Here is a 23,768-nt window from a genome sequence, read left to right on the forward strand (position 1 = left end):
CACTGTGGCGGCATTTTTCTCTGCCGGACCTAACATGCTGCTGCTGATCGATAACTACGACTCCTTTACCTATAACCTTTACCAGTACTTCTGCGAATTGGGCGCCGAGGTGCTGGTGAAGCGCAACGATGAGCTGCAGCTGGCCGATATCGAGCGGCTGGCGCCGCAGCATCTGGTGATTTCCCCTGGCCCCTGCACCCCGAACGAAGCGGGTATCTCGCTGGCCGCCATTCGTCATTTCGCCGGCAAGCTGCCGATCCTCGGCGTGTGCCTGGGGCACCAGGCGCTGGGGCAGGCGTTCGGCGCCGAGGTGGTGCGCGCCCGCGCGGTGATGCACGGCAAAACCTCGGCGATTCGTCACCTGGGCGTCGGCGTGTTTCGCGGCCTGAGCGATCCGCTGACCGTGACTCGCTACCACTCGCTGGTGCTGAAAGCCGATACGCTGCCGGACTGTTTTGAAGTGACCGCCTGGAGCGAACGCGACGGCGTGCGCGACGAGATCATGGGCATCCGCCACCGCACTTTGGCGCTGGAAGGCGTGCAGTTCCATCCGGAAAGCGTGCTCAGCGAGCTGGGCCACCAGCTGCTGGATAATTTCCTCCAGCGTTAATCCCGATGCGTTTTTTTCGCCCGCCAGGCGTTTTGCGTTTGCGCTCGATTGGTTTTTTATGCATATTTCGTGATTATGTTTTCAATCTAACATTACGATAGCGCTGAAAAACCTTCAGGGTGGAGCCGAAAATGACTGAAAAATCCGCAGTGAGCCGCAGCACCTTTGACCAGGTGATCCTGCCTGTTTATGCACCTGCCCAGTTTGTGCCGGTGCGCGGCCAAGGCAGCCGGGTCTGGGATCAACAGGGAAAAGAGTACATCGATTTTTCCGGCGGCATCGCGGTGACGGCGCTGGGGCACTGCCATCCGGCGCTGGTCGAGGCGCTCAAACGCCAGGGCGAAACCCTGTGGCATACCAGCAACGTCTTCACCAATGAACCGGCGCTGCGCCTGGCGAGCAAGCTGATCGACGCCACCTTCGCCGATCGGGTGTTCTTCGCCAACTCCGGCGCAGAGGCCAACGAGGCGGCGTTCAAACTGGCGCGTCATTACGCCATCACCCGCCACAGCCCCTACAAAACCAAAATCATCGCCTTCTATAACGCGTTTCACGGCCGCACGCTGTTCACCGTGTCGGTGGGCGGGCAGGCCAAATATTCCGACGGGTTCGGGCCGAAGCCGGCCGACATCGTGCACGTGCCGTTCAACGACTTGGCGGCGGTGAAGGCGGTGATGGACGACCACACCTGCGCGGTGGTGATGGAGCCGATTCAGGGCGAGGGCGGCATTACGCCGGTCGATGCCGGCTTCCTCAAAGGCGTGCGCGAGCTGTGCGACCAACATCAGGCGCTGCTGGTGTTCGACGAAGTGCAAAGCGGCATGGGGCGCAGCGGCAAACTGTTCGCCTATATGCATTATGGCGTGACGCCGGACATTCTCACCACCGCCAAGGCGCTGGGCGGCGGTTTCCCGGTCAGCGCCATGCTGACTACCGAAGAGATCGCGTCGGTGATGCAGGTGGGCACCCACGGCACCACCTATGGCGGCAACCCGCTGGCCTGCGCGGTGGCGGAGGCGGCGCTGGACGTGATCAATACGCCGGAGGTGCTGAGCGGCATCGAGCAGCGTCATGCGCTGTATGTGCAGACTTTGCAGCATATCGGCGATAAATACGGTATTTTCACCGCGATTCGCGGCATGGGGTTGCTGATTGGCGCCGAGCTGACGCCGCATTATCACGGCAGAGCGCGCGACTTCCTCACCGCCGCCGCCGCGCGCGGGTTGATGATCCTCAACGCCGGGCCGAACGTGATCCGCTTCGCGCCGTCGCTGGTGGTGGAGCTGCAGGATATCGAGGCTGGCATGGCGCTGTTCGAGCTGGCGGTGCAGGATGTGATCAACGCCTGAAGCCCGCGCGGCATATAACGGGGCGCGGCATGCCGCGCCCTTATTGATCGTGCAGTTTGCGCTTGAGCCAAATGCCGTGGTGCGGGCGCTGGCGCCAGGCCAGCGAAGAAATGGTGTGCATCACGCTCAGGTGCGACAGAATGCGCCGCAGATGGCGCTCCATCTCGGTAACGGGCATCTCCGGATGCAGATCCGGCGGCTGCATGATGCCGCTGTTGCCGCTGCTCGGGCCGTCGTATTCCAACCGCTGTTGGCAGCTTTGCAGCGCGATTTCACAGGCCTGCAGATACGCTTCCGCCAGTTTTGGCGTCAGCATGTAGTGTTCGCGCGCCAGAATGGTCATGGCGTTCAGGTGCTCGACGATGAACTGGCTATGCGTGACCCACAGCCGCATGTCCGCCAGATAGTCCGACGCGAACCCCGGCTCCTGCATCGCCTGATTGAGCGAGGTGAATAGCGCATTGTGCGCCTGGTTGACCTGCATGCGGGTATAGGCCAACGCGGTGGCGTCCGGTTCCGGCTGTTCCAGCATCAACCGCAGCGCGGTTTGATCGTGCTCCAGCGCCTGATGGGCATTCTTGCGCAGCAGCCCGCTTTGCCACTGCGGCCACAGCCAAATGGTGCCGCCGAACGCCAACACGCAGCCGATCAGCGTATCGATCAGGCGCGGCACCAGAAAATGCGAGCCGTTCAGCGCCAGCAGCTGCAGGGTGTAAACCGCCGTGACCGTAAAGCCAATCACCGACAGCCCGTAGTTCTTGCGCGAAACCAGGTAGGCCAGCAGCGTGATCACCAACATGATGCTCAGCGTTTCTCCTTCTGGCAACTGCAGCTGCAGCAGCCCGGCCGCCAGCAAAAGCCCGGCAATCGTGCCCAGCGCACGGTGCTGAATACGCACCCGGGTGGCGTTATACCCGTTTTGGCTCACCAGCATGATGGTGAGCAGGATCCAGTAAGGCTTCGGCAGATTGAACACCGCACCCAGGCTGCTGCCGACTGCCAGCGTCACGCCCAGCCGCGCGGCGTTGCGCAGGGCGGTGGACTTGAACGACAGATAGCTGGCCAGCGCCGGCCAAAACGGCAGGCGGTGCTGGCCGGGCATCAGGTCGCGGCGGTATAGCGGATGCTGGGTGCGCAGCAGGCGGGCGATGCGGCTGAAGTGGTAATAACAAAACTGGCCGACCGGGTTATCGGGATGCTGCGCCGCCATTTTTTCCAGCGCCGCCAGCTCGTGGGCCATGGAGAAGCGCTTCGAATGTTGATGATAGAGAATATCGTGCGCCACTACGCGCAGCCGGCCGGCGATCACCTGAGCGTTGCGGCGAATGATCGCTTCGGCCTGGCTCTGCTCCACCAGTTTTTGCACCTCCTCCGGCAGATGCAGGCTGACGGTGATGTGCTCCTGCAGATCCATCGCCACCTGAAAGGCGCGCTGCAGGCGCTTTTGCTCGAGGTTGTTGGCGTGCGGCAGGAAATTAAGCTGTTGGTACAACAGGCTGATCAGATCCATCACCTTTTGCTGGCGCACCAGCAGCGGCGGCAGCGCGGTTTGCGGATCGGTGTGCTGGGTCAGCAGCGAGTATTTGGCTTCGAAATAGTCCGCCAGTTCCAGGTAGAGCTGGCTCAGGGTCTCGCGCATCGGCTGCTCTTTCCACAGCTTGAACCACAACCAGGTGAATAAGCCGTACCAGACGGTGCCGATGGCGTACAGCAGCGGCGCCTGCCAGATGGGTACTGTGCCGGCCGTGCTGAGGGCGAAGATGGCGGCCACCAGCGCCGCCGGCAACAGCCGGGCGTGCAGCGGGCTGATTTCACCGGTGACGCCGAGCAGCAGCGCCAGGCCCAGCATCAGCGCCGGCAGCGGCACGTGCCACAGCAGTGCCTGTTGCAGCAGCACGCTGCTGAAGGCGAACAGCGAGCCGCCAACCACCAGCCGTTTAAAGAAGCGCTTATGCGGCGTGTCCAGACCGGCGATATTGCAGCAGGCGGGCACCAGAGAGAACATCAGGCCGAGCTGCAGCTGGCCTATCAGCAGGCCGAACAGCACCGGCAGGCACAACACCAGCGTTTGTCGCAGTGCGTAGTTGATTTCCGGGTGGTAGATCAGGCGGCGCCACATGGCAGAGAGCAGATAAAAAAAACGGCGCAGATTGCGCCGTTTCTTCAGGGATTAACGGGTGCCGTAGACGACAATGGTTTTGCCGTGGGCGGAAATCAGGTTTTGATCTTCCAGCATTTTCAGAATACGGCCAACGGTTTCGCGCGAGCAGCCGACGATCTGGCCGATCTCCTGGCGGGTGATCTTGATCTGCATGCCGTCCGGGTGAGTCATGGCGTCGGGTTGCTTCGCCAGATTCAGCAGGGTTTGCGCGATGCGGCCGGTAACGTCCAGGAAGGCGAGGTTGCCCACTTTTTCGGAGGTGACCTGCAGGCGGCTCGCCATTTGGGCGGACAGACGCATCAGGATGTCCGGGTTCACCTGGATCAGCTGGCGGAATTTCTTGTAGGAAATTTCGGCCACTTCACAGGCGGTTTTCGCGCGAACCCAGGCGCTGCGCTCCTGGCCTTCTTCGAACAATCCGAGCTCGCCGATGAAATCCCCCTGGTTGAGGTAGGACAGGATCATCTCTTTACCTTCTTCATCCTTGATCAGCACCGCGACGGAGCCTTTCACGATGTAGTAAAGCGTTTCGGCCTTTTCACCTTGGTGAATCAGCGTACTCTTCGATGGATATTTGTGGATATGGCAATGAGACAGGAACCATTCGAGAGTAGGGTCTGTTTGCGGTTTGCCGAGAACCATTCGCTGTTATCCTCTGTTGTTATCGCTGCCTTGTGTCACAGGGGTCAGAGTTCCCTGTAAAACCCGCCTGTAGCCGCAGTCATGAGCGAGGGCTACCGGCAAGTTTTGAGGCGTGTCATAAAAATACGCTGTCGCTCTAGCATATTAACTTGCCGTAAGCGCTGCAAGCTACATTCTGTTAACATACCGGTAAAGGAGCCTTTCTCTGGGCGTTTCCCTGAAATTCAGTGTCCCGGAAAGATTTATTGCGGCTCTGTTTGTAGCACAGAGTAAGGCGGGTGTCTCGTGTTGTCTCGCTTCAGCATGATTAGCATCAGGTTACGTTGCCTGTTTCTATGCGAAAGCGTACTCTGATTTTTAAGAAATCAACCGGAGTGACCAGAATGCAGGCAAGAGTTAAATGGGTGGAAGGGTTAACGTTTTTGGGTGAATCGGCCTCCGGCCACCAGGTGCTGATGGACGGCAACGCCGGCGATAAAGCACCCAGCCCGATGGAGATGGTGCTGATGTCGGTGGGCGGCTGCAGCGCGATCGACGTGGTGTCCATCCTGCAAAAAGGGCGCAACGACGTGCGCGACTGCGAGGTGAAGCTGACCTCCGAGCGCCGCGAAGAAGCTCCGCGGTTGTTCACCCATATCAACCTGCATTTCATCGTTACCGGCCAGGACCTGACCGACAAGATCGTCGAGCGTGCGGTGAACCTGTCGGCGGAGAAGTACTGCTCGGTGGCGCTGATGCTCAACAAGGCCGCCACGGTGACCCACAGCTTCGAGATCCGCCAACCGGCGTAATCGAGGCGGAGCGCGGCCCGGCGCCGCGCTCAACGCGTTTATTCGATCTTCTTGCCTTCCAGCAACCGCTGCACCAGCGGCGCCATGATCAGTTCCATCGCCAGCCCCATCTTGCCGCCCGGCACCACTAACGTATTGATGTGCGAGATAAACGAGCCCTGCAGCATCGCCAGCAAATAGGGGAAGTCAATTTGATCCAGCCCGCGGAAGTGGATCACCACGAAGCTTTCGTCCAGTGAGGGAATCGCCTTGGCGGCGAACGGGTTGGAGGTGTCCACCGTCGGCACGCGCTGGAAGTTGATGTGGGTGCGCGAGAACTGCGGCGTGATGTAATTGATGTAGTCTTCCATCGAACGCACCACCGAATCCATTACCGCTTCGCGGGAGTGGCCGCGCTCGCCGGTATCGCGGATCAGTTTCTGGATCCACTCCAGGTTGACGATCGGCACCACGCCGACCAGCAGGTCGACGTGCTTGGCCACGTCATGGTGCTCGGTGACCACGCCGCCGTGCAGCCCCTCGTAAAACAGCACGTCGGTCGGCGCCGGCAGCGGTTCCCACGGGGTGAAGGTGCCCGGCACCTGATTGTAGGGCACCGCTTCGTCGTAGGTGTGCAGATACTTGCGCGAGCGCCCGGTGCCGTTCTTGCCGTAGTCGATGAAGCTCTGCTGCAGCAGGCCGAAGTCGTTGGCCTCGGGGCCGAAATAGCTGATGTGTCTGCCCAGATCGCGCGCCTTGCGGATCGCCGCGTCCATTTCCGGCCGGGTGTAGCGGTGGAAGCTGTCGCCCTCCAGCTCGGCGGCGCGGATGTTGAGTTGTTGGAATATTTTGCGGAACGCCACGCTGGTGGTGGTGGTGCCGGCGCCGCTGGAACCGGTCACCGCGATAACGGGATGTTTGGCAGACATGGTGGTTGTCACTCCGTGTTGAATGCGCCGGCGTCAGGGGATTATTGTGGCTCTTGTTGACGCTCTCTATCTCGGGAAAAAATGGCGCGCGCTGGTTTGCAATGCCCCATTGTTACCTGATTTTTTCCGTCAGTCATAGAACCGATCGCCACTAAATTTCTTCCTGCCCGGCGCGGAACTGGCCGCGCGGCATGATGTTGACGCTCTCGTGCAGTTCCGACCACACCAGCACCACTTCGCCGTTTTTCAGCTGGCGGCGCACGTCCTCCACCTTCTGTTCCAGCGAGCGTTCGTGCTCGCCGTAATCGGTGCCTTCGCGCAGTACAAAAGATTCGATCAGGCTGTTGAGGGTGTCGGTTGCCAGTTCTTGCCAGGGAATGATCACGTCGGGATGTCCAGATAAGGGGAAAGCCAGGCCGGAATGCGATGCTCCAGCCACATGTATGGTTTTTTCAGCGTGCCGCCGACGAAGCCGACGTGGCCGCCGAACTCGGTCAGCTGATATTCGATATTGCGCGGCAGGCCGGCGACGTCGGGGATCACCTCAGGGGTCATGAAGGGATCGTCCTTCGCATGGATGATCAGCAGCGGCGTTTGGACAGCCGGCAACAGCGGCAGGGCGCTGCAGCGGCGATAATAGTCGGTGGCGTCACTGAAGCCGTGAATGCGCGAGGTGATGGCGTCGTCGAATTCGCGGATGCGCCGCAGACCGTTCAGTTGGGACAGCTTGAGCGGCAGGGTGTCCGGGTAGTGCAACAGCTTGCGGGTGGCGTTTTGTTTCAGCTGCCCCAGCAGGTAGCGCTGATAAACGCGGGAAAAGCCTTGCTCCATGCGGTAGGCGCAGGGCTCCAGCATCAGCGGCGCCGAGACCACCACCGCCGCCTGCAGCAGGCTGTCGGCGCCTTGCTGCGCCAGATAGCAGGCCAGCATGTTGCCGCCGAGTGAAACGCCGACCGCCGCGGTCGGCACCTCGCCGTAGCGGTCGCGCAGCCAGCGCAGGAAGAAGCGCGCGTCTTCGGTTTCACCGGAGTGGTAGATGCGCTGCTTGCGATTGGGCACGCCGCTGCAGCCGCGAAAGTGCATCACCACGCCGAGCCAGCCGCGCTCGCGCCAGGCGTTGAGCAGGCCATGCGCGTAAGGGCTGTAGAAGCTGCCTTCCAGGCCGTGGAACAGCACCGCACGCGGTTTGTCGCGCGCCTGCGCCGGATCCTCGCTCCAGGCGAGATCGACGAAATCGCCGTCGGGCAATTCCAGCCGCTGCCAATGCGGTTTCAATAATACGCGGCGGCGCACCAGCCGCGGCAACAGCGTTTGCAGGTGCGGGTTACTGGCCCCGGTCAGAGGGCGAAAGGTGTTAGGCATAGGCTGAGTAAAATGTTGTGGGCGGCTATTGTGAGATCCCTAGCGCACTGTTAGCTTCAATACCAAGAATTAACAATGATACTGCAAAAAAGCGCCTTGGGTGAGGAGCACCCGTGCCATGGAACCGAGTTTATTCCTTTCGATGCTGGGCTTCCTGTGGGTCGCCGCCATCACGCCTGGCCCCAATAATCTGCTGCTGACCACCTCCGGCGCTAACTTCGGCTTTATGCGATCGCTGTGGCTGATGGTCGGCATCATGCTCGGCATGCAAAGCATCTTGCTGCTGGTGGCCTTCGGCGTCGGCAGCCTGATCCTGGTTTATCCGTCGCTGCACCTGATCCTGAAAATCCTCGGCAGCCTGTACCTGCTGTGGCTGGCGTGGAAAGTCGCCACCGCCGCCTATGAAAAACTGGAAACCGACGTGGCGCCGCCGCAGCCGGTGCGGCTGTATCAGGGTTGGCTGCTGCAGTTCCTCAACCCGAAAGCCTGGCTGATGGCGCTGGGGGCGGTGGCCAGCTTCAGCCTGGCGGGCGATAAGTACAACGGTTCCATTGCGGCGATCGCGCTGGGCATTTTGGCGGTCAACATCGTCGCCGGCATTATCTGGCTGGCGTTCGGCACCCTGATCGGCCGCCTGCTGCGCAGCAAAAAGGCCTGGGTTATCTTCAACGTTTCCATGGGGTTGTTGACCGCAGCCTGTGTGTTACTGATCTGGCATTAAGGAGCGAACGATGGCGGAAAATTATTATCACGTGGTTGCCTTTACCGGCGAAGGGCTGCGCGGCAACCCGGCTGGGGTGTGCCTACTGACGCAGCCGCTGCCGGCGGCGCGGCTGCAGGCGATCGCCAACGAGATCGGCCTGCCGGAAACCAGCTTTGTCTGGGATGACGGCGATATGACCGCCATCCGCTGGTTTACCCCGCAGCGCGAGGTCGATCTCTGCGGCCACGGCACCCTAGCGGCGGCGCATGTGATGTTCAGCGTGGTTAACCCGGCGCTGCAGGATATTCGCTTCCGCTCGGCCGGCGGCGAACTGTTCGTCAAGCGCGATGCGCAGGACGGGGAACGGCTGGTGCTCGACTTCCCCGCTCGGCCGCCGCAGAAGGTGGCTGAGTCGGCGGGCCTCGCGGCGCTGCTGGGCGTGCAGCCGCAGGAGGTGTGGCAGGCGAAAGCGCTGATGGTGGTGCTGGAAAACGAGGCGCAGGTGCGCGCGCTGCGGCCGGACATCCCGGCGCTGATCGCGCTGGCCGGGTGTGCGGTGATCGTCACTGCGCCGGGTGACACCGTGGACTTCGTGTCGCGCTATTTCACGCTCGACGGCGGTGAAGATCCGGTCACCGGCTCCGCGCACTGCACGCTGATGCCTTACTGGACGGCGCGTCTCGGCCGCCATCGGCTGCAGGCGCAGCAGGTCTCGGCACGCGGCGGCGAACTGTTCTGCGAACTGCAAGGGGATCGCACGCTGCTCGGCGGCTATGCTCACGTGTTCCTGCACGGGACGATCGCGCTGTAATCCGCGTTTATATTACACAGGGTAATAAAGAAGACTTTTTTATTCTTTTATCGCCCGTCACCGCTCAGATAAAACTGTCAGCAACTGAACAGATTTTTATCAACGGAGCGGAACATGGCGGGCAAACTCTTTTCCTTACGCAACGCGGCGCTGTTGGCGCTGGCGTTCAGCGCAGCCAGCGCCTACGCGGTGGACGTGACCGTGGCGTACCAGACGTCGGCGGAGCCGGCCAAGGTGGCGCAGGCGGAAAACAGCTTCGCCAAACGGTCCGGCGCGACCGTCGACTGGCGTAAGTTCGACAGCGGCTCCAGCGTGCTGCGTGCGCTGGCCTCCGGCGACGTGCAGATCGGCAATATCGGCTCCAGCCCGCTGGCGGTGGCCGCCAGCCAGAAACTCCCCATCGAAGTGTTCCTCATCGCCTCGCAGCTCGGCAGCTCCGAAGCGCTGGTGGTGAAAAATGACATCAAAAGCCCGCAGGATCTGATCGGCAAGCGCATTGCGGTGCCGTTTATCTCCACCACCCATTACAGCCTGCTGGCCTCGCTCAAGCATTGGGGCATCAAGCCTGAGCAGGTGAAGATCCTCAATCTGCAGCCGCCGGCCATCGCCGCCGCCTGGCAGCGCGGCGACATCGACGGCGCTTACGTCTGGGCGCCGGTGGTCAACGAACTGGCCAAACAGGGCAAGGTGTTGACCGACTCCGCGCAGGTGGGCGAATGGGGCTCGCCGACGCTGGATGTGTGGGTGGTGCGCAAAGACTTTGCCGAGAAACATCCCGACGTGGTGACCGCCTTTGCCGCCAGCGCCTTACAGGCGCAAAAGGCCTACCTGGCGGCGCCGGAGCAGTGGCTGAAAGATCCGAGCCACCTCAGCACGCTGGCGCGCCTGAGCGGCGTGCCGGAAGCGCAGGTGCCGGAGCTGGTGAAGGGAAACCGTTATCTGCCGGTGGCGGAGCAGGTTGCCCAGCTCGGCCAGCCGCTGGACAAGGCGATCCGCGATACCGCCGAATTCCTCAAGCAGCAGGGCAAGATCCCGCAGGTCGACAGCGACTACAGCGCTTACGTGACCGACCGTTTTGTGAAACAGGTGCAGGCTGCGCCGCAGTCGTAAGGAAGCAGGATGCTAAACGTCAATCATCTTTCAGCAGAGTATCAGGGGCGGCCCGCGCTGCGTGACGTGTCGTTCCAGATTGCCGCCGGGCAACTGGTGGTGGTGCTCGGCCCGTCGGGCTGCGGCAAGACCACGCTGCTGAATTTGATCGCCGGGTTTATCGAGCCTTCAGCTGGCAGCATCACGCTGGATGGAACGCCCGTTCACGGCCCGAGCGCCGAACGGGGCGTGGTGTTCCAGCATGAGGGCTTACTGCCGTGGCGCAACGTGGTGGACAACGTCGAGTTCGGCCTGCAGCTGGCCGGCGTCGGCAAGGCGCAGCGCCGCCAGGTGGCGGAGCAGATGCTGCAGCGCGTGGGGCTGGCGGGCTATGAACAGCACTTTATCTGGCAGCTTTCCGGCGGCATGCGCCAACGCGTCGGCATCGCCCGCGCCCTGGCCGCCGATCCGCGGCTGTTGTTGCTGGACGAACCGTTCGGCGCCCTGGACGCGTTCACCCGCGAGCAGATGCAGGAGCTGTTGCTGACCATTTGGCGCGATACCGGCAAACAGGTGCTGCTGATCACCCACGATATCGAAGAGGCGGTGTTCCTCGCCAGCGAGCTGTTGCTGCTGTCGCCGGGGCCGGGGCAGGTGGTGGAGCGGCTGTCGCTGAACTTCGGCCAACGCTATGCCGAAGGCGAAGCCTGCCGCGCCATCAAGTCCGATCCTGAATTTATCGCGCAGCGCGAATACGTGCTGGGCAAAGTTTTCCAACAGCGCGAGGCCTTGCTATGAGCCTGCATTCCACTATAAAGGCCGCGGCGCAGCCGCAGGGCAAAGCGGCGCACCGTTTCAGCGTGCCGCGCAACGTTTGGCTGAGCGGCGCCACGCTGTTGACGGTGTTGATCGTCTGGTGGGGCGTGACGGCGCTGCAGCTGATCAGCCCGCTGTTTTTGCCGGCGCCGCAGCAGGTGCTGCACCAGCTGATCACCATCGCCAGCCCGCAAGGCTTTATGGACGCCACGCTGTGGCAACACCTGGCGGCCAGCCTGGGGCGCATTCTGGTAGCGCTGTTGGCGGCGGTGATCGTCGGCATCCCGGTGGGCATCGCCATGGGGCTGAACGACACGGTGCGCGGCATTCTCGATCCGCTGATTGAAATCTATCGCCCGGTGCCGCCGCTGGCCTATCTGCCGCTGATGGTGATTTGGTTCGGCATCGGCGAAACCTCAAAGATCTTACTGATTTATCTGGCGATCTTCGCGCCGGTGACGCTGTCTGCCGTGGCCGGCGTGCGCAGCGTGGCGCAGGTGAGGGTGCGTGCCGCCCGGGCGTTGGGCGCCACGCGTTGGCAGGTGCTGCGTTTCGTGGTGCTGCCGAGCGCGCTGCCGGAGATCCTGACCGGCATTCGCATCGGGCTGGGCGTCGGCTGGTCGACGCTGGTGGCCGCCGAACTGATCGCCGCCACGCGCGGCCTGGGATTTATGGTGCAATCCGCCGGTGAGTTTCTGGCGACCGACGTGGTGTTGGCCGGCATCGGCGTGATTGCGGTGATTGCATTTGGGCTGGAGCTGGGGCTGCGTGCTCTGCAGCGCCGATTGACCCCGTGGCATGGAGTACAGCAATGAACGAACGTCTGAATATCACCCCGCTGGGGCCTTACATCGGGGCGCTGGTGGAAAACGTCGAGTTGGCCCGGCCGCTGGGCGACGGCCAGTTTGAGCAGCTTTATCACGCCTTGCTGAAGCATCAGGTGCTGTTCTTCCGCAATCAGCCGATCACCCCGCTGCAGCAGCGCGATCTGGCCGGCCGCTTCGGCGATCTGCATATCCATCCGGTCTATCCGCACGCCACCGACGTGGAAGAGATCATCGTGCTCGATACCCACGACGACAACCCGCCGGACAACGATAACTGGCACACCGACGTGACCTTTATCGACAACCCGCCGCTGGGGGCGATCCTGGCGGCCAAGACCTTGCCTTCCACCGGCGGCGATACGCTGTGGGCCAGCGGCATCGCGGCCTACGAGGCGCTGTCGGCGCCGTTCAGAACGCTGTTGGCGGGGCTGCGTGCGGAGCATGACTTCACCAAGTCGTTCCCGGAACACAAACATCGCGGCAGTGTAGAGGAGCATCAGCGCTGGCAACAGGCGGTGCAGAAAAACCCGCCGCTGCTGCATCCGGTGGTGCGCACCCACCCGGTCAGCGGCCGGCAGGCGCTGTTCGTCAATGAAGGGTTTACCACGCGGATCGTCGATCTGGCGCCGAAAGAGAGCGACGCTTTGCTGAACTTCCTGTTTGCTCACATCACCAAACCGGAGTTTCAGGTGCGCTGGCGCTGGCAGGAAAATGACGTGGCGATCTGGGATAACCGCGTGACGCAGCACTACGCCAACGCGGATTATCTGCCGCAGCGGCGCATCATGCACCGCGCGACCATTCTGGGGGATAGGCCTTTTTATAAGGCCTGAGGCTTAGGCTTCGAACGCCTGCGTTAACTGTTCCAGCTGTTCCTGCGCATCCAGCCAGGTCATTTCCGTCTCTTCCAGCGCGGATTTGGCCTGGCTTTGCTTTTGCAGGCAGTCGGTCAACTCGGCCTTGCGGCTGATGTCGTACAGCGCGGGATCCGCCAGCTGTTCCTCCACCGCCGCCAGTTCGGCGCCCAGTTTTTCCATCTGCTGTTCCAGCTTGGCGATCTGCTTGCGCAGCGGCTGGGTCTGCGTACGGAACTCCGCCTCGCGGCGTTTTTGATCCTTGCGCGCCTGCGCGCTGTTGCCGCCGCTCTCTTTTTCCGGCGCGTCCTGCTGGCTTTCCTGGCGCTGCAGGTCGACAAGCCACTGCTGGTAGTCGTCGAGATCGCCCTCGAAAGGCTCGACCTGGCCGTCGTGCACCAGGTACAGATCGTCGGTGGTGGAGCGCAGCAGGTGACGGTCGTGCGAGACCACCACCAACGCGCCTTCGAAATCGATCAGCGCTTCGGTCAGCGCCTGACGCATGTCGAGATCCAGGTGGTTGGTCGGTTCATCGAGCAGCAGCAGGTTAGGGCGCTGCCAGACGATCAGCGCCAGCACCAGCCGCGCCTTCTCGCCGCCGGAGAAGCGTTCGGTCACTTCGCTGACCTTGTCGCCCTGGAAACCGAAGCCGCCCAGATAGTCGCGCAGCTGCTGTTCCAGCACCCGTGGTGCGATGCGGCTCAGGTGCTGCAGCGGCGATTCGTCGGCGCGCAGGAATTCCAGCTGGTGCTGGGCGAAGTAACCCAGCTTGATGCCTTTCGCCAGGCCAATCTCGCCGCTCAGCGGCTCCAGGGTGCCGGCCAGCAGTTTGATCAGCGTGGATTTACCGGCGCCGTTGCGGCCGAGCAGGCCAATGCGCGAGCCGGGCACCAGGTTCAGCTTGATTGACTTCAGGATCACTTTATCGCCATACCCGGCGCTGACTTTGTCCATGCGCAGCAGCGGGTTCGGCAGGCTTTCCGGCGGACGGAAGCTGAAGGTGAACGGGTTGTCGACGTGCGCCGGGGCGATCAGCTCCATGCGCTCCAGCATCTTGATGCGGCTCTGCGCCTGCTTGGCCTTGGTGGCCTGCGCGCGGAAACGGTCGATATAGCTTTGCAGGTGCGCCACTTTCTCTTGCTGATGCTGATACAGCGACTGTTGCTGCGCCAGCTTGGTGGCGCGCTGGCGTTCGAACGACGAATAGTTGCCGGTGTACTCATTGATCGTCTGCTGTTCGATATGCAGGATCTTGTCGACGATCGGATCGAGGAAGTCGCGGTCGTGCGAGATCAGCACCAGCGTGCCGGGATAGCTTTTCAGCCAGCGCTCCAGCCAGATCACCGCATCGAGATCCAGGTGGTTGGTCGGTTCGTCGAGCAGCAGCAGATCGGAACGGCACACCAGCGCCTGCGCCAGGTTGAGGCGCATGCGCCAGCCGCCGGAAAAGTCGCGCACCGGGCTTTGCAGCTGTTCGTTGGAGAAGCCGAGGCCGTGCAGCAGGCTGGCGGCGCGGGAACGGATGGTCCAGGCGTCGATGGCGTCCAGCTTGCCGTGCAGGGTAGCGATGGCGTGGCCGTCGTTGCGGTCGTTGGCCGCCTGCAATTCGGCTTCGAGCTGGCGAAACTCGCGGTCGCCGTCGATAACATACTCGATCGCCGGCACGTCCAGCGCCGGCGTCTCCTGGTTGACCCAGGCCAGCGCCCAGTTGCCGGGGAAGGTAAAGCTGCCGCCATCCGCCGCGATCTCGCCCTTCAGCAGCGACAGCAGCGTGGATTTGCCGCAGCCGTTTTTGCCCACCAGGCCGACCTTCTGACCTGGATTAACCGTCGCCGTGGCGTTGTCCAGCAGGACGCGGATGCCGCGTCGGATTTGTAGCGAGGAGAATACAATCATAAAGCGCCGTATGTTCAGAGTATGTTAAATTATCATTAAGGTAACAGAACGCGCACCGCGCGCTGTTTTTGTCTTTGCGATGCATGGTAACGGAAAACCGCTACCCTGACGACGCTTTGGAGGGGAATGATGTCGCAGCCGCCCAAGGTCTTGCTGCTGTATGCCCATCCGGAATCTCATGACTCGGTGGCGAACCGGGTTTTGCTTCGACCGGCGCAGCAGTTGGAACATGTCACCGTGCACGATCTCTACGCGCACTATCCCGATTTTTTTATCGATATCCATCACGAACAACAGCTGCTGCGTGAGCATCAGGTCATCGTGTTTCAGCACCCGCTGTATACTTACAGCTGCCCGGCGCTGCTGAAGGAGTGGCTGGATCGCGTGCTGTCGCGCGGCTTCGCCAGCGGGGTGGGCGGCAATGCGCTGGCGGGTAAATACTGGCGCTCGGTGATCACCACCGGTGAGCCGGAAGGCGCCTACCGCACCGGCGGTTATAACCACTATCCGATGGAAGATATCCTGCGGCCGTTCGAGTTGACCGCCGGGATGTGCCATATGCATTGGCTGACGCCGTTCGTGGTCTATTGGGCGCGGCGGCAGAAGCCGGAGGTGCTGCGCAGCCATGCGGACGCCTACGGCGAGTGGCTGAGCCACCCGCTGCCGCACGGAGGGCGGTGACGATGGAAGGATCGACCTTACTGACCGCCATTTTGCTGTTCCTGTTCGCCGCGGTGGTGACGGTGCCGATCGCCCGTCGCCTGGGGATCGGCGCGGTGCTGGGCTATCTGATCGCCGGCATCGCCATCGGCCCCTGGGGATTGGGCTTCATTCGCGACGTCGACGAGATCCTGCACTTCTCCGAGCTGGGCGTGGTGTTCCTGATGTTCATCATCGGCCTGGAACTGAACCCCAGCAAGCTGTGGGAGCTGCGGCGCTCGATCTTCGGCGCCGGCGCCGGCCAGGTGTTGATCACCGCTGCGGTGCTGGGCGCGTTGCTGTATCTGACGCACTTCGCCTGGCAGGCGGCGGTGATCGGCGGTATCGGCCTGGCGATGTCTTCCACCGCCATGGCGCTGCAGCTGATGCGCGAGAAGGGCATGAACCGCAACGAAGGGGGGCAGCTCGGCTTCTCGGTGCTGCTGTTCCAGGATATGGCGGTGATCCCGGCGTTGGCGCTGATCCCCATTCTGGCCGGCGCCGGCGGAACCAGCGACGACTGGGCGAAGATCGCGCTCAAGGTGGCGGCGTTCGGCGGCATGCTGATCGGCGGCCGCTTCCTGCTGCGGCCGCTGTTCCGCTATATCGCCGCTTCCGGCGTGCGCGAGATCTTCACCGCCGCGGCGCTGTTGCTGGTGCTCGGCTCGGCGCTGTTTATGGAGACGCTTGGCCTGTCGATGGCGCTCGGCACCTTCATCGCCGGGGTGCTGTTGGCGGAGAGCGAATACCGCCACGAACTGGAGATTTCCATCGAGCCGTTTAAAGGGCTGCTGCTGGGGCTGTTCTTTATCTCGGTAGGCATGGTGTTGAATATCGGCGTGCTCTACACCCATCTGGCCGAGGTGTTGATCGGCGTGCTGGCGCTGGTGGCGATCAAATCCGGCGTGCTCTACGGGGTGTCGCGTCTGTTCGGCCTGCGCAGTTCGGTGCGCCTGCAGTTCGCCGGGGTGCTCAGCCAGGGCGGCGAGTTCGCCTTCGTGCTGTTTTCTGCGGCGGGCGCGCAAAAGGTGCTGCAGCCGGATCAACTCTCCTTGCTGCTGGTAGTGGTGACGCTGTCGATGATGACCACGCCGCTGCTGATGCAGGCCATCGACCGCATTTTGGCGCGTCGCTATAACGCCAAGGGCGAAGAAGAGGAAACGCCGTACGTAGAGGACGACGATCCGCAGGTGATCATCGTCGGCTTCGGGCGTTTCGGCCAGGTGATCGGCCGCCTGTTGATGGCCAACAAAATGCGCATTACCGTACTGGAGCGCGATGTCAGCGCCGTCGGCGTGCTGCGGCGTTACGGTTACCAGGTTTATTACGGCGACGCCACCGAGCTGGAGCTGCTGCGCGCGGCGGGCGCCGAGAAGGCCAAGTCGATCGTGATCACCTGCAATGAGCCGGAAGACACCATGGAGATCGTGCGGCTGTGCCAGCAGCACTTCCCGAATCTGAGCATTCTGGCGCGGGCGCGCGGCCGCGTGGAGGCGCATGAGTTGCTGCAGGCGGGCGTGAAGCAGTTCAGCCGCGAGACCTTCTCCAGCGCGCTGGAACTGGGGCGCAAAGCGCTGATGGAGTTGGGCATGCACCCGCATCAGGCCTTCCGCGCCCAGCAGCATTTCCGCCGCCTGGATATGCGCATGCTGCGTGAACTGATGCCGCCGCATCAGGGCGACGTGGCGCAAATTTCCCGCGTGAAAGAGGCGCGGCGCGAGCTGGAAGAGCTGTTCCATCGCGAAATGCAAAAAGAAAGTCGCCAGTTCGACGGCTGGGACGAATACGAATAAGCGGGAGCATAACGATGTCTGCAACACGTAAGAGATTTATCGCCGGGGCGGTGTGCCCGAGCTGCAGCGCCATGGATACGCTGGCGGTATGGCGGGAGGATCAGGTGGAGGTGGTGGAGTGCGTCAAGTGCGGCCACCATCAGCGCCAGACCGAACAACAGGTGGAAAAACACGTTCGCCCGCAAGAGCAGGTGATCGGCATTTTCCAGCCGAAGTAGCGTTTTTTTATCCCGGAGGGTACAGCGAGGCAGATTTCCGTTACAATCTGTCCGGAAAAGGCGCGCATCCCGATAACGGTGCGCGTCCTAGTAGCCAACGGTAGGAGATATCATGAAAGTAGCAAAAGACTTGGTGGTCAGCCTGGCTTACCAAGTACGTACAGAAGACGGTGTTTTGGTTGATGAGTCTCCGGTGAGCGCACCGCTGGACTATCTGCACGGGCATGGTTCTCTGATCGCAGGTCTGGAAAAAGCACTCGAAGGCCACGACGTTGGCGATCGTTTTGACGTTCACGTCGGCGCGAACGACGCGTACGGCAACTACGACGAAAACCTGGTGCAGCGCGTACCGAAAGACGTCTTCATGGGCGTTGATGAACTGCAGGTCGGCATGCGTTTCCTGGCTGACACCGATCAGGGCCCGGTACCGGTTGAAATCACCGAAGTTGACGGCGACCACGTGGTGGTTGACGGCAACCACATGCTGGCCGGCCAAAACCTGAACTTCAACGTGGAAGTTGTCGCGATCCGCGAAGCGACCGCAGAAGAACTGGCGCACGGTCACGTACACGGCGAGCACGACCATCACCACGAACACGGTGACGGCTGCTGCGGCGGTCACGGCCACAGCCACGATCACGATCACGACCATGGCCACGACCGCGGTAAAGGCGGTTGCGGTAACGGCGGCTGCGGCTGCCACTAAGCAGATCGCAGTGACGAGACAAGAGGGCGGCCATCGGCTGCCCTTTTTTATGCGCGGCGCACCGGGCGCCGAACGGCACAACAGGACATGCCATGGCCACCATGAAAGACGTGGCGCGGCGCGCCGGCGTTTCCACGGCCACCGTCAGCCGGGTGATCAATAATACCGCCTACGTTGAACCGGTGACCCGCGAACGCGTCGAGAAAGCGATGCGCGAGTTTAACTACCACCGCAACGCCGCCGCGCTGGCGCTGGCGAAAAGAAGCGGCAATATGCTGGGATTGCTGACCGGCAATCTCGACGATCCGTTTTTTTCACGCCTAGCGCGGGGCGTGGAAGACATCACGCGGCAGGCCGGCGTGCGTTTGATGTTGTGCAGCGGCGGGCATCAGGCCGAGCTGGAAAAAAGCGGTCTCGATTTTCTCATCAATCAGGGATGTGAAGCCATCGTGGCGCACGTCACGCGCATGGGGGAGGAGGCGCTGCTGCGCTACGCCGCCCATACGCCCGCGCTGGTGCTGATCAATCGTTATCTGCCCGCCATCGCCAACCGTTGCATCTGGCTCGACAACGCCAATGCGGCGCAGACGGCGACCGAGCTGCTCATACGCCAGGGGCATCGAAGAATTGCCTGCGTGACGGCGGATCTGCCGATCGACGATCGCGCGCAGCGGCTAGCGGGTTACCGCCAGGCCATGGCCGCCGCCGGCATTGAGGTGCCCGGCAGCTGGATCATCAGCGTGCCCTTCAACGAGCGAGGGGGCGAACTGGCGGCCGAGCGCGTTCTGGCCAGCGACCAACGCTTCACCGCCGCAGTGACGTTCAACGACGTGATGGCCGCCGGCATGATGCGCACCTGCCATCAACGGCAAGTTCAACTGCCCGAGGCGCTGTCGATCGTCGGCTTTGACGACATTGCCCTGGCGAAATATCTCCATCCTTCGTTGACCACCGTGCATTACCCGATCGAGAAAATGGCCCGACGCGCTGCGCGCTTGGCGCTGCAGATCCACAGCGGCAGCGACGTCGCGCCGCAGAACAACCGCTTTTCGGCCGAACTTATCCTGCGAGACTCCGTAACCGACGGTGAGGCGCATGCGCAAAGCAAGCGCGGCAAATGAGAGACGGCTCACACAACGCTACCTCATGAAACCGATTACATGGCCGATTGCCTGCGCTCACATCCTCCGATTATCGAAGCCATTACGCTGTTGCAGTACCCCATCTTCAACAGGAGCCGTATATGGATAATAAGAAAACGCTCAACCTTGGGTTGGCGACGCTGCCGATTGTGGCCATGCTGTTGCTGCTCATCATCGGCTATGGCCAGTTTGGCCTGCGCATTGAACCGCTGCTGCTGGTTTCCGCCGCCATCGCCGCCGCGTTGGCCTGGTGGCAAGGCTACCGCTGGGAAGACATCATCGAGGCCATCGTGGCCAAACTGGCGAAGGCGATGCCGGTTATCCTGATCCTGATCTGCGTGGGCGGCCTGATCGGCACCTGGATGATCAGCGGCACAATCCCTTACATGGTGTACTGGGGGCTGAAGCTGATCAGCCCGCAATACATTCTGATCGCCGCATTCTTCATCACCAGCGTGATCTCGGTGTGCACCGGCACTTCCTGGGGAGCGGCCGGCACCGTGGGCGTGGCGCTGATGGGCGTGGCCGCCGGTCTGGACGTGCCGCTGGCCGCCGCGGCCGGGGCGGTGGTGTCCGGCGCTTACTTCGGCGACAAAATTTCGCCGTTGTCCGATTCGACCAACTTCGCGGCCATCGTCGCGGATACCGATCTCTACAGCCATATCCAGCATCTGATGTACACGACGCTGCCGAGCTTCATCCTGGCCGCCGTGGTGTACCTGATCGCCGGCCACACCGGTGCGGTGGGCAGCGTGGCAACGCCGGAAAAAGTGACCGAAATCGTCGGCGCGCTCGAGGGGCTGTACCACTTCAATCTGCTGCTGATCCTGCCGCCGGTGCTGGTGCTGTGGGGCGCGGTGACCAAACGGCCGGTGATCCCCGTCATGCTGGCCGCCTGCGCGCTGGCGATCGCCATCGGCGTCGCGCTGCAGGGCTTTAGCCTGCAGCAGGGGCTGAATGCGTTGATGGACGGTTTCAATCTGTCGATGTTCGCCGCTCAGGGCCATAACGTCGAAGGGATCGTCGCCGATGTGCCGCGCCTGCTGAACCGCGGCGGCATGTTCTCGATGATGAGTACGATCCTGCTGGTGTTCTGCGCCTTTTCCTTCGCCGGCGCTCTGACGCTGACCGGCGCGCTGACGGTGATCATCAGCCGGCTGCTGAAAGTGGTGCACACCACCGGCCAGCTGATCGCCGCCACCGTTGCCACCACTATCCTGGTGACCGGCGCGACCAGCGACGGCAAGCTGGCGCTGCTGATCCCGGCGGAGCTGTTCAAAGGGGCCTATCGACGCATGGGGCTGGACAACAAAAATCTGTCGCGCACCGTCGAAGATGCGGGCACCGTCATCGAACCGCTGATCCCGTGGACGGCCGCCGGCATTTACATGGCCACCACGCTGGGGGTCAGCACCCTCGATCTGCTGCCGTGGGCGATCCAATGTTATGCCGCGGTGGTGTTCGCCCTGATTTATGGGTTCACCGGCTTCGGTATCGCCAAACTCCAACCTCAGAACGACTTGCAGCGTAAGGAAGCCTGACATGACGAGTCATTTCAACGCCATCATCGATCGCCACAACACCGGCTCCGTGAAGTGGGACTTCATCGACCGCTATCTGCAACTGGACGGCAGCGAACTGTTGCCGATGTGGGTGTCCGATTTCGATTTTCCGTGCCCGCCAGAGGTGCAGCAGGCGCTGCATCAGCGGGTGGACCACGGCGTCTTTGGCTACAGCGAACGCGACGACGCTTACTATGAGGCGGCGATCGACTGGTTTGCCAAGCGGCACGGCTTGCCGCTGCGGCGCGAGTGGTTCACGTCGATTGAAGGGGTGGTGCCGGGGCTGGCGATGCTGATCCAACTGCTCAGCAAGCCGGGGGACGGGGTGGTGGTGCAGGGGCCGTATTATGGCTCGTTCGCCAAGATAGTCACCATGAACGGCAGAGAGGTGATTGAAAACCCGCTGCGGGAAACCCCGCAGGGATACCGGATCGATTTCGACCAGCTGGCCGCCTGTCTGGCGCTGCGTAAACCGCCGCTGTTGTTGCTGTGCAATCCGCACAACCCGACCGGCCGTTGCTGGCGCCGTGATGAACTGGAGCGGCTCATGGCGCTCTGCCACGCCCACGACGTCACGGTGATCTCCGATGAAATTTGGGCCGATCTGCTGCTGCCCGGCGAGACGTTTACGTCGGTGTTGCATCTGGGCGAGGAATATCGCGATCGGGTGATTGCGGCGACGTCCGCCAGCAAAACGTTCGGCCTCTCCTCGCTGCGCATTTCGAATTTCCTGATCCCCAACGCCCGGCTTCGGCAGGCGTTTGTCGATCGGCTGAACGCCCACGGGCTGGATGTATTCAACGCGCTGTCGATGACGGCGGCGACCGCGGCCTATCAACGGGGCGCTGCCTGGCTTGATGAGCTGCTCGACTACCTGGCGGAGAATCGGCGTTGGTTTGAGCAGGCGCTGGCGGCCGCCGCGCCCTGGTTCGCGATGACCCAGGCTGAAGGGACCTATCTCGCCTGGCTGGATTGCCGCTCGCTGGGTTTGAGCGATACAGACTTGCAGCAGGCGCTGGTGGCGGTGGCGAAGCTGGCGCCGTCGATGGGCAGCGGTTTCGGCCCGCAGGGGCGCGGTTTTATCCGCATCAACCTGGGGTGCCCGCGCCGGTATCTCGAGCGTGCCGTCGAAGGGTTGGCACGCCTGAAATAACCGCATGGTGAGCCCTCAATAGTGCGGCGGAGGGGTTTCTTCCGATTGCGAGGCGATCATTGAGGTTTGGGTCGAGCGCAGCTTGTCGGTCAACATGCGCAGATGTTCGCGCATCTTCAGCATTTCCATTTGATGCTGGATGACGGTCTGGTTGAGCTCTTCGATGGTGAGCTCTTGGAAGGCCTGACGGCTCTCCAGTTCTTCAAGCCGCTGTAGCAGGCGTTGAATGTCGGCGTTGTGCATGAGGCTACCTCTGACGCGATAAAATCCTGATTCGGCGCTATGGTAACAGCTGGCGCCGGGTTTGCTCGCGCTATTTCTCCAGACGGCGCGCAACGTTGCGATCGGCAGTGTAAAGTGCTGAAAAGTTGCACGCTCGATCTGCCGTTTTTTGCGAGCCTGGCCGAATATTCCGCAAGAAAAATCTGATTTATCATGGGAGTAGCACGCAGGGGGAAACTTCTTGGCAAAGCGGGAGTCACACTTTGACTCGATTGGTTACCTGTGCGACTGTTTTGTTTTGTTTCAGGCAGCTATAGTAGCCCGGTTATCTTACCTAATGATTGTTTGGGGCATTGCTTCAGACACTGGAGAAATGGATGAAATCTTTGTTTAAAGTCACGCTTCTGGCAACCACCATGGCTTTTGCTCTGAATGCGACCCAGGTCATGGCAGCCGATGCCGCCAAACCGGCAGAAGCCGCTAAACCAGCGGACGCGGCAGTAGCACCGAGCACCGGCAAGTTCAAAAACGACGACGAGCAAGCGGCTTACGCACTGGGCGCCTCTCTCGGCCGTTACATGGACAACTCTCTGAAAGAGCAAGAGAAGCTGGGCATCAAGCTGGACAAAGATCAGCTGATTGCCGGCGTTCAGGACGCGTTCGCCAACAAGAGCAAACTGAACGACGCCGACATCGAGAAGACCCTGCAGGGCTTCGAAGCGCGCGTGAAGGCTTCCGCTCAGGCGAAGATGGAGCAGGACGCCAAGGATAACGAAACCAAAGGCGCCAAGTACCGCGATAGCTTCGCTAAAGAAAAAGGCGTGAAGAAAACCGAATCCGGCCTGCTGTACCAGGTAGAGAAGCCGGGCGCGGGTGAAGCGCCGAAAGACAGCGACACCGTGGTGGTGAACTACAAAGGCACCCTGACCGACGGTACCGAGTTCGATAACTCCTACACCCGCGGCGAGCCGCTGTCGTTCCGTCTGGACGGCGTGATCCCAGGCTGGACCGAAGGCCTGAAGCACATCAAGAAAGGCGGCAAAATCAAGCTGGTGATCCCACCGGCGCTGGCCTACGGCAAAACCGGCGTTCCGGGCATCCCGGCTAACTCCACGCTGGTCTTCGACGTTGAGCTGCTGGACGTGAAAGCGGCGCCGAAAGCCGACGCTAAAGCCGAAAAACCGGCGGACGCGAAAGCCGACGCCAAAGCGAAATAACATCGCCGCTTTGTTTGCCACCGCCGCGGATGCCCTCCGCGGCGGTTTTCATTTCGGCAGCCGCCGCCTCTCTCTCCATTGAACGCTTGACGCCTGCCGGGCATCGGGCTTAACGTCAATACCACGCGCAAACGCAAGGACTTTGCTCCGGCCGCTTTGCTAGACTAATAATTCTGACTTATCAGTCATGCGTCTGCCCCTTAGGGCGTGTACCTAAAATTGTTCCCGGCCGCCTCG

24 protein-coding genes are annotated in these 23,768 nt (G+C 61.8%); 17 read left to right on the top strand and 7 right to left on the bottom strand.

The genetic code is table 11. From position 1 onward, the window contains the following. Positions 1–34 precede the first annotated feature (34 nt). Positions 35–610: an aminodeoxychorismate synthase component II gene (locus ACJ8PI_RS21775; protein ID WP_164134760.1), complete on the top strand. Its 576-nt coding sequence runs from the start codon at positions 35–37 to the stop codon at positions 608–610. A 131-nt stretch (positions 611–741) separates the two neighbouring features. After that, positions 742–1,959 (top strand): bifunctional acetylornithine/succinyldiaminopimelate transaminase, encoded by a 1,218-nt coding sequence (argD, locus tag ACJ8PI_RS21780; RefSeq protein ID WP_164134759.1) that lies wholly within the window; start codon positions 742–744, stop codon positions 1,957–1,959. A 40-nt stretch (positions 1,960–1,999) separates the two neighbouring features. On the opposite strand, the gene ACJ8PI_RS21785 is transcribed toward argD, so the two are convergent. After that, on the bottom strand, positions 2,000–4,078 hold the full coding sequence (locus ACJ8PI_RS21785) for a YccS/YhfK family putative transporter (protein ID WP_164134758.1): 2,079 nt from the start codon (positions 4,076–4,078) through the stop codon (positions 2,000–2,002). Between the two features lie 51 nt (positions 4,079–4,129). Further along, positions 4,130–4,762 carry a cAMP-activated global transcriptional regulator CRP gene (crp, locus tag ACJ8PI_RS21790; protein WP_004090925.1) on the bottom strand — a complete coding sequence of 211 codons (633 nt, stop codon included), beginning with the start codon at positions 4,760–4,762 and terminating at the stop codon, positions 4,130–4,132. A gap of 383 nt (positions 4,763–5,145) precedes the next feature. Here crp and ACJ8PI_RS21795 point away from each other — a divergent pair, with 383 nt between their 5' ends. Then, positions 5,146–5,553, top strand: a complete 408-nt coding sequence (locus tag ACJ8PI_RS21795) for an OsmC family protein (RefSeq protein ID WP_004930372.1) — start codon at positions 5,146–5,148, stop codon at positions 5,551–5,553. A 38-nt stretch (positions 5,554–5,591) separates the two neighbouring features. On the opposite strand, the gene ACJ8PI_RS21800 is transcribed toward ACJ8PI_RS21795, so the two are convergent. The 3 genes from ACJ8PI_RS21800 to ACJ8PI_RS21810 all read right to left on the bottom strand — a co-directional run bounded on the left by ACJ8PI_RS21800 (position 5,592) and on the right by ACJ8PI_RS21810 (position 7,823). Beyond that, complete coding sequence (locus tag ACJ8PI_RS21800) at positions 5,592–6,461, bottom strand: phosphoribulokinase (RefSeq protein WP_004930374.1); 870 nt, start codon at positions 6,459–6,461, stop codon at positions 5,592–5,594. A gap of 151 nt (positions 6,462–6,612) precedes the next feature. Then, positions 6,613–6,846 carry a YheU family protein gene (locus tag ACJ8PI_RS21805; protein WP_004930376.1) on the bottom strand — a complete coding sequence of 78 codons (234 nt, stop codon included), beginning with the start codon at positions 6,844–6,846 and terminating at the stop codon, positions 6,613–6,615. Next, positions 6,843–7,823, bottom strand: a complete 981-nt coding sequence (locus tag ACJ8PI_RS21810; RefSeq protein ID WP_033649307.1) for a hydrolase — start codon at positions 7,821–7,823, stop codon at positions 6,843–6,845. The genes ACJ8PI_RS21805 and ACJ8PI_RS21810 overlap by 4 nt, the downstream gene beginning before the upstream one ends. A 118-nt stretch (positions 7,824–7,941) precedes the next feature. On the opposite strand from ACJ8PI_RS21810, the gene ACJ8PI_RS21815 reads away from it, so the two are divergent. The 6 genes from ACJ8PI_RS21815 to tauD all read left to right on the top strand — a co-directional run bounded on the left by ACJ8PI_RS21815 (position 7,942) and on the right by tauD (position 12,902). Continuing rightward, positions 7,942–8,544, top strand: coding sequence for a LysE family translocator (locus tag ACJ8PI_RS21815; protein WP_156866452.1), 603 nt, complete (start codon positions 7,942–7,944; stop codon positions 8,542–8,544). Positions 8,545–8,554: 10 nt separating this feature from the next. Beyond that, on the top strand, positions 8,555–9,337 hold the full coding sequence (locus ACJ8PI_RS21820; protein WP_060446129.1) for a PhzF family phenazine biosynthesis protein: 783 nt from the start codon (positions 8,555–8,557) through the stop codon (positions 9,335–9,337). Positions 9,338–9,451: 114 nt separating this feature from the next. Next, positions 9,452–10,447 (top strand): taurine ABC transporter substrate-binding protein, encoded by a 996-nt coding sequence (gene tauA / locus ACJ8PI_RS21825; RefSeq protein ID WP_164134756.1) that lies wholly within the window; start codon positions 9,452–9,454, stop codon positions 10,445–10,447. Between the two features lie 9 nt (positions 10,448–10,456). Continuing rightward, positions 10,457–11,224 (top strand): taurine ABC transporter ATP-binding subunit, encoded by a 768-nt coding sequence (gene tauB / locus ACJ8PI_RS21830; RefSeq protein WP_041036970.1) that lies wholly within the window; start codon positions 10,457–10,459, stop codon positions 11,222–11,224. After that, the gene (gene tauC, locus ACJ8PI_RS21835; RefSeq protein WP_041036968.1) at positions 11,221–12,057 is read left to right on the top strand and encodes a taurine ABC transporter permease TauC; all 837 of its coding nucleotides are present in this window, start codon (positions 11,221–11,223) and stop codon (positions 12,055–12,057) included. The genes tauB and tauC overlap by 4 nt, the downstream gene beginning before the upstream one ends. After that, a complete protein-coding gene (gene tauD, locus ACJ8PI_RS21840; RefSeq protein WP_033654872.1) occupies positions 12,054–12,902 on the top strand; it encodes a taurine dioxygenase in 849 nt (282 codons plus the stop codon). Before tauC ends, tauD begins: the two co-directional genes overlap by 4 nt. A 3-nt stretch (positions 12,903–12,905) precedes the next feature. Here the strand turns inward: tauD and ACJ8PI_RS21845 are convergent, their stop codons facing one another. Then, on the bottom strand, positions 12,906–14,819 hold the full coding sequence (locus tag ACJ8PI_RS21845; protein WP_033636266.1) for an ABC transporter ATP-binding protein: 1,914 nt from the start codon (positions 14,817–14,819) through the stop codon (positions 12,906–12,908). 129 nt (positions 14,820–14,948) lie between these two features. On the opposite strand from ACJ8PI_RS21845, the gene kefG reads away from it, so the two are divergent. The 7 genes from kefG to ACJ8PI_RS21880 all read left to right on the top strand — a co-directional run bounded on the left by kefG (position 14,949) and on the right by ACJ8PI_RS21880 (position 22,092). Next, a complete protein-coding gene (kefG, locus tag ACJ8PI_RS21850; RefSeq protein ID WP_025159909.1) occupies positions 14,949–15,500 on the top strand; it encodes a glutathione-regulated potassium-efflux system ancillary protein KefG in 552 nt (183 codons plus the stop codon). A gap of 2 nt (positions 15,501–15,502) precedes the next feature. Then, the gene (gene kefB / locus ACJ8PI_RS21855; protein ID WP_033636264.1) at positions 15,503–17,311 is read left to right on the top strand and encodes a glutathione-regulated potassium-efflux system protein KefB; all 1,809 of its coding nucleotides are present in this window, start codon (positions 15,503–15,505) and stop codon (positions 17,309–17,311) included. 14 nt (positions 17,312–17,325) lie between these two features. Continuing rightward, the gene (locus ACJ8PI_RS21860; protein WP_015379274.1) at positions 17,326–17,529 is read left to right on the top strand and encodes a YheV family putative zinc ribbon protein; all 204 of its coding nucleotides are present in this window, start codon (positions 17,326–17,328) and stop codon (positions 17,527–17,529) included. Positions 17,530–17,641: 112 nt separating this feature from the next. Beyond that, positions 17,642–18,235 (top strand): peptidylprolyl isomerase, encoded by a 594-nt coding sequence (gene slyD, locus ACJ8PI_RS21865; RefSeq protein WP_164134755.1) that lies wholly within the window; start codon positions 17,642–17,644, stop codon positions 18,233–18,235. Between the two features lie 92 nt (positions 18,236–18,327). Beyond that, positions 18,328–19,356: a LacI family DNA-binding transcriptional regulator gene (locus ACJ8PI_RS21870; RefSeq protein WP_164134754.1), complete on the top strand. Its 1,029-nt coding sequence runs from the start codon at positions 18,328–18,330 to the stop codon at positions 19,354–19,356. Positions 19,357–19,478: 122 nt separating this feature from the next. After that, entirely contained in the window at positions 19,479–20,918 is a 1,440-nt protein-coding gene (gene nhaC, locus ACJ8PI_RS21875; RefSeq protein ID WP_164134753.1) for a Na+/H+ antiporter NhaC, read from the top strand. 1 nt (position 20,919) lies between these two features. Continuing rightward, a complete protein-coding gene (locus ACJ8PI_RS21880) occupies positions 20,920–22,092 on the top strand; it encodes a MalY/PatB family protein (protein ID WP_164134752.1) in 1,173 nt (390 codons plus the stop codon). A 15-nt stretch (positions 22,093–22,107) separates the two neighbouring features. Here ACJ8PI_RS21880 and ACJ8PI_RS21885 read toward each other — a convergent pair whose 3' ends face one another. Further along, a complete protein-coding gene (locus tag ACJ8PI_RS21885) occupies positions 22,108–22,335 on the bottom strand; it encodes a SlyX family protein (RefSeq protein WP_004930414.1) in 228 nt (75 codons plus the stop codon). Positions 22,336–22,691: 356 nt separating this feature from the next. Here ACJ8PI_RS21885 and fkpA point away from each other — a divergent pair, with 356 nt between their 5' ends. After that, the gene (fkpA, locus tag ACJ8PI_RS21890; RefSeq protein WP_060446132.1) at positions 22,692–23,531 is read left to right on the top strand and encodes an FKBP-type peptidyl-prolyl cis-trans isomerase; all 840 of its coding nucleotides are present in this window, start codon (positions 22,692–22,694) and stop codon (positions 23,529–23,531) included. The last annotated feature ends 237 nt before the right edge of the window (positions 23,532–23,768 follow it).

This window comes from Serratia sp. CY82433, from assembly GCF_052166535.1.
In the GTDB taxonomy this organism is placed as follows: Bacteria; Pseudomonadota; Gammaproteobacteria; order Enterobacterales; family Enterobacteriaceae; genus Serratia; species Serratia sarumanii.

Excerpts from the sequence above, each read along its gene's own strand:
- ACJ8PI_RS21820 (WP_060446129.1), top strand. The coding sequence starts at position 8,555 with ATGGCGGAAAATTATTATCACGTGGTTGCCTTTACCGGCGAAGGGCTG.
- slyD (WP_164134755.1), top strand. The coding sequence starts at position 17,642 with ATGAAAGTAGCAAAAGACTTGGTGGTCAGCCTGGCTTACCAAGTACGT.
- kefB (WP_033636264.1), top strand. The coding sequence starts at position 15,503 with ATGGAAGGATCGACCTTACTGACCGCCATTTTGCTGTTCCTGTTCGCC.
- ACJ8PI_RS21885 (WP_004930414.1), bottom strand. The coding sequence starts at position 22,335 with ATGCACAACGCCGACATTCAACGCCTGCTACAGCGGCTTGAAGAACTG.
- kefG (WP_025159909.1), top strand. The coding sequence starts at position 14,949 with ATGTCGCAGCCGCCCAAGGTCTTGCTGCTGTATGCCCATCCGGAATCT.
- tauC (WP_041036968.1), top strand. The coding sequence starts at position 11,221 with ATGAGCCTGCATTCCACTATAAAGGCCGCGGCGCAGCCGCAGGGCAAA.
- tauD (WP_033654872.1), top strand. The coding sequence starts at position 12,054 with ATGAACGAACGTCTGAATATCACCCCGCTGGGGCCTTACATCGGGGCG.
- fkpA (WP_060446132.1), top strand. The coding sequence starts at position 22,692 with ATGAAATCTTTGTTTAAAGTCACGCTTCTGGCAACCACCATGGCTTTT.
- ACJ8PI_RS21785 (WP_164134758.1), bottom strand. The coding sequence starts at position 4,078 with ATGTGGCGCCGCCTGATCTACCACCCGGAAATCAACTACGCACTGCGA.
- crp (WP_004090925.1), bottom strand. The coding sequence starts at position 4,762 with ATGGTTCTCGGCAAACCGCAAACAGACCCTACTCTCGAATGGTTCCTG.
- tauB (WP_041036970.1), top strand. The coding sequence starts at position 10,457 with ATGCTAAACGTCAATCATCTTTCAGCAGAGTATCAGGGGCGGCCCGCG.
- nhaC (WP_164134753.1), top strand. The coding sequence starts at position 19,479 with ATGGATAATAAGAAAACGCTCAACCTTGGGTTGGCGACGCTGCCGATT.
- ACJ8PI_RS21845 (WP_033636266.1), bottom strand. The coding sequence starts at position 14,819 with ATGATTGTATTCTCCTCGCTACAAATCCGACGCGGCATCCGCGTCCTG.
- ACJ8PI_RS21800 (WP_004930374.1), bottom strand. The coding sequence starts at position 6,461 with ATGTCTGCCAAACATCCCGTTATCGCGGTGACCGGTTCCAGCGGCGCC.
- ACJ8PI_RS21870 (WP_164134754.1), top strand. The coding sequence starts at position 18,328 with ATGGCCACCATGAAAGACGTGGCGCGGCGCGCCGGCGTTTCCACGGCC.
- ACJ8PI_RS21795 (WP_004930372.1), top strand. The coding sequence starts at position 5,146 with ATGCAGGCAAGAGTTAAATGGGTGGAAGGGTTAACGTTTTTGGGTGAA.
- ACJ8PI_RS21810 (WP_033649307.1), bottom strand. The coding sequence starts at position 7,823 with ATGCCTAACACCTTTCGCCCTCTGACCGGGGCCAGTAACCCGCACCTG.
- argD (WP_164134759.1), top strand. The coding sequence starts at position 742 with ATGACTGAAAAATCCGCAGTGAGCCGCAGCACCTTTGACCAGGTGATC.
- tauA (WP_164134756.1), top strand. The coding sequence starts at position 9,452 with ATGGCGGGCAAACTCTTTTCCTTACGCAACGCGGCGCTGTTGGCGCTG.
- ACJ8PI_RS21860 (WP_015379274.1), top strand. The coding sequence starts at position 17,326 with ATGTCTGCAACACGTAAGAGATTTATCGCCGGGGCGGTGTGCCCGAGC.
- ACJ8PI_RS21775 (WP_164134760.1), top strand. The coding sequence starts at position 35 with ATGCTGCTGCTGATCGATAACTACGACTCCTTTACCTATAACCTTTAC.
- ACJ8PI_RS21815 (WP_156866452.1), top strand. The coding sequence starts at position 7,942 with ATGGAACCGAGTTTATTCCTTTCGATGCTGGGCTTCCTGTGGGTCGCC.
- ACJ8PI_RS21880 (WP_164134752.1), top strand. The coding sequence starts at position 20,920 with ATGACGAGTCATTTCAACGCCATCATCGATCGCCACAACACCGGCTCC.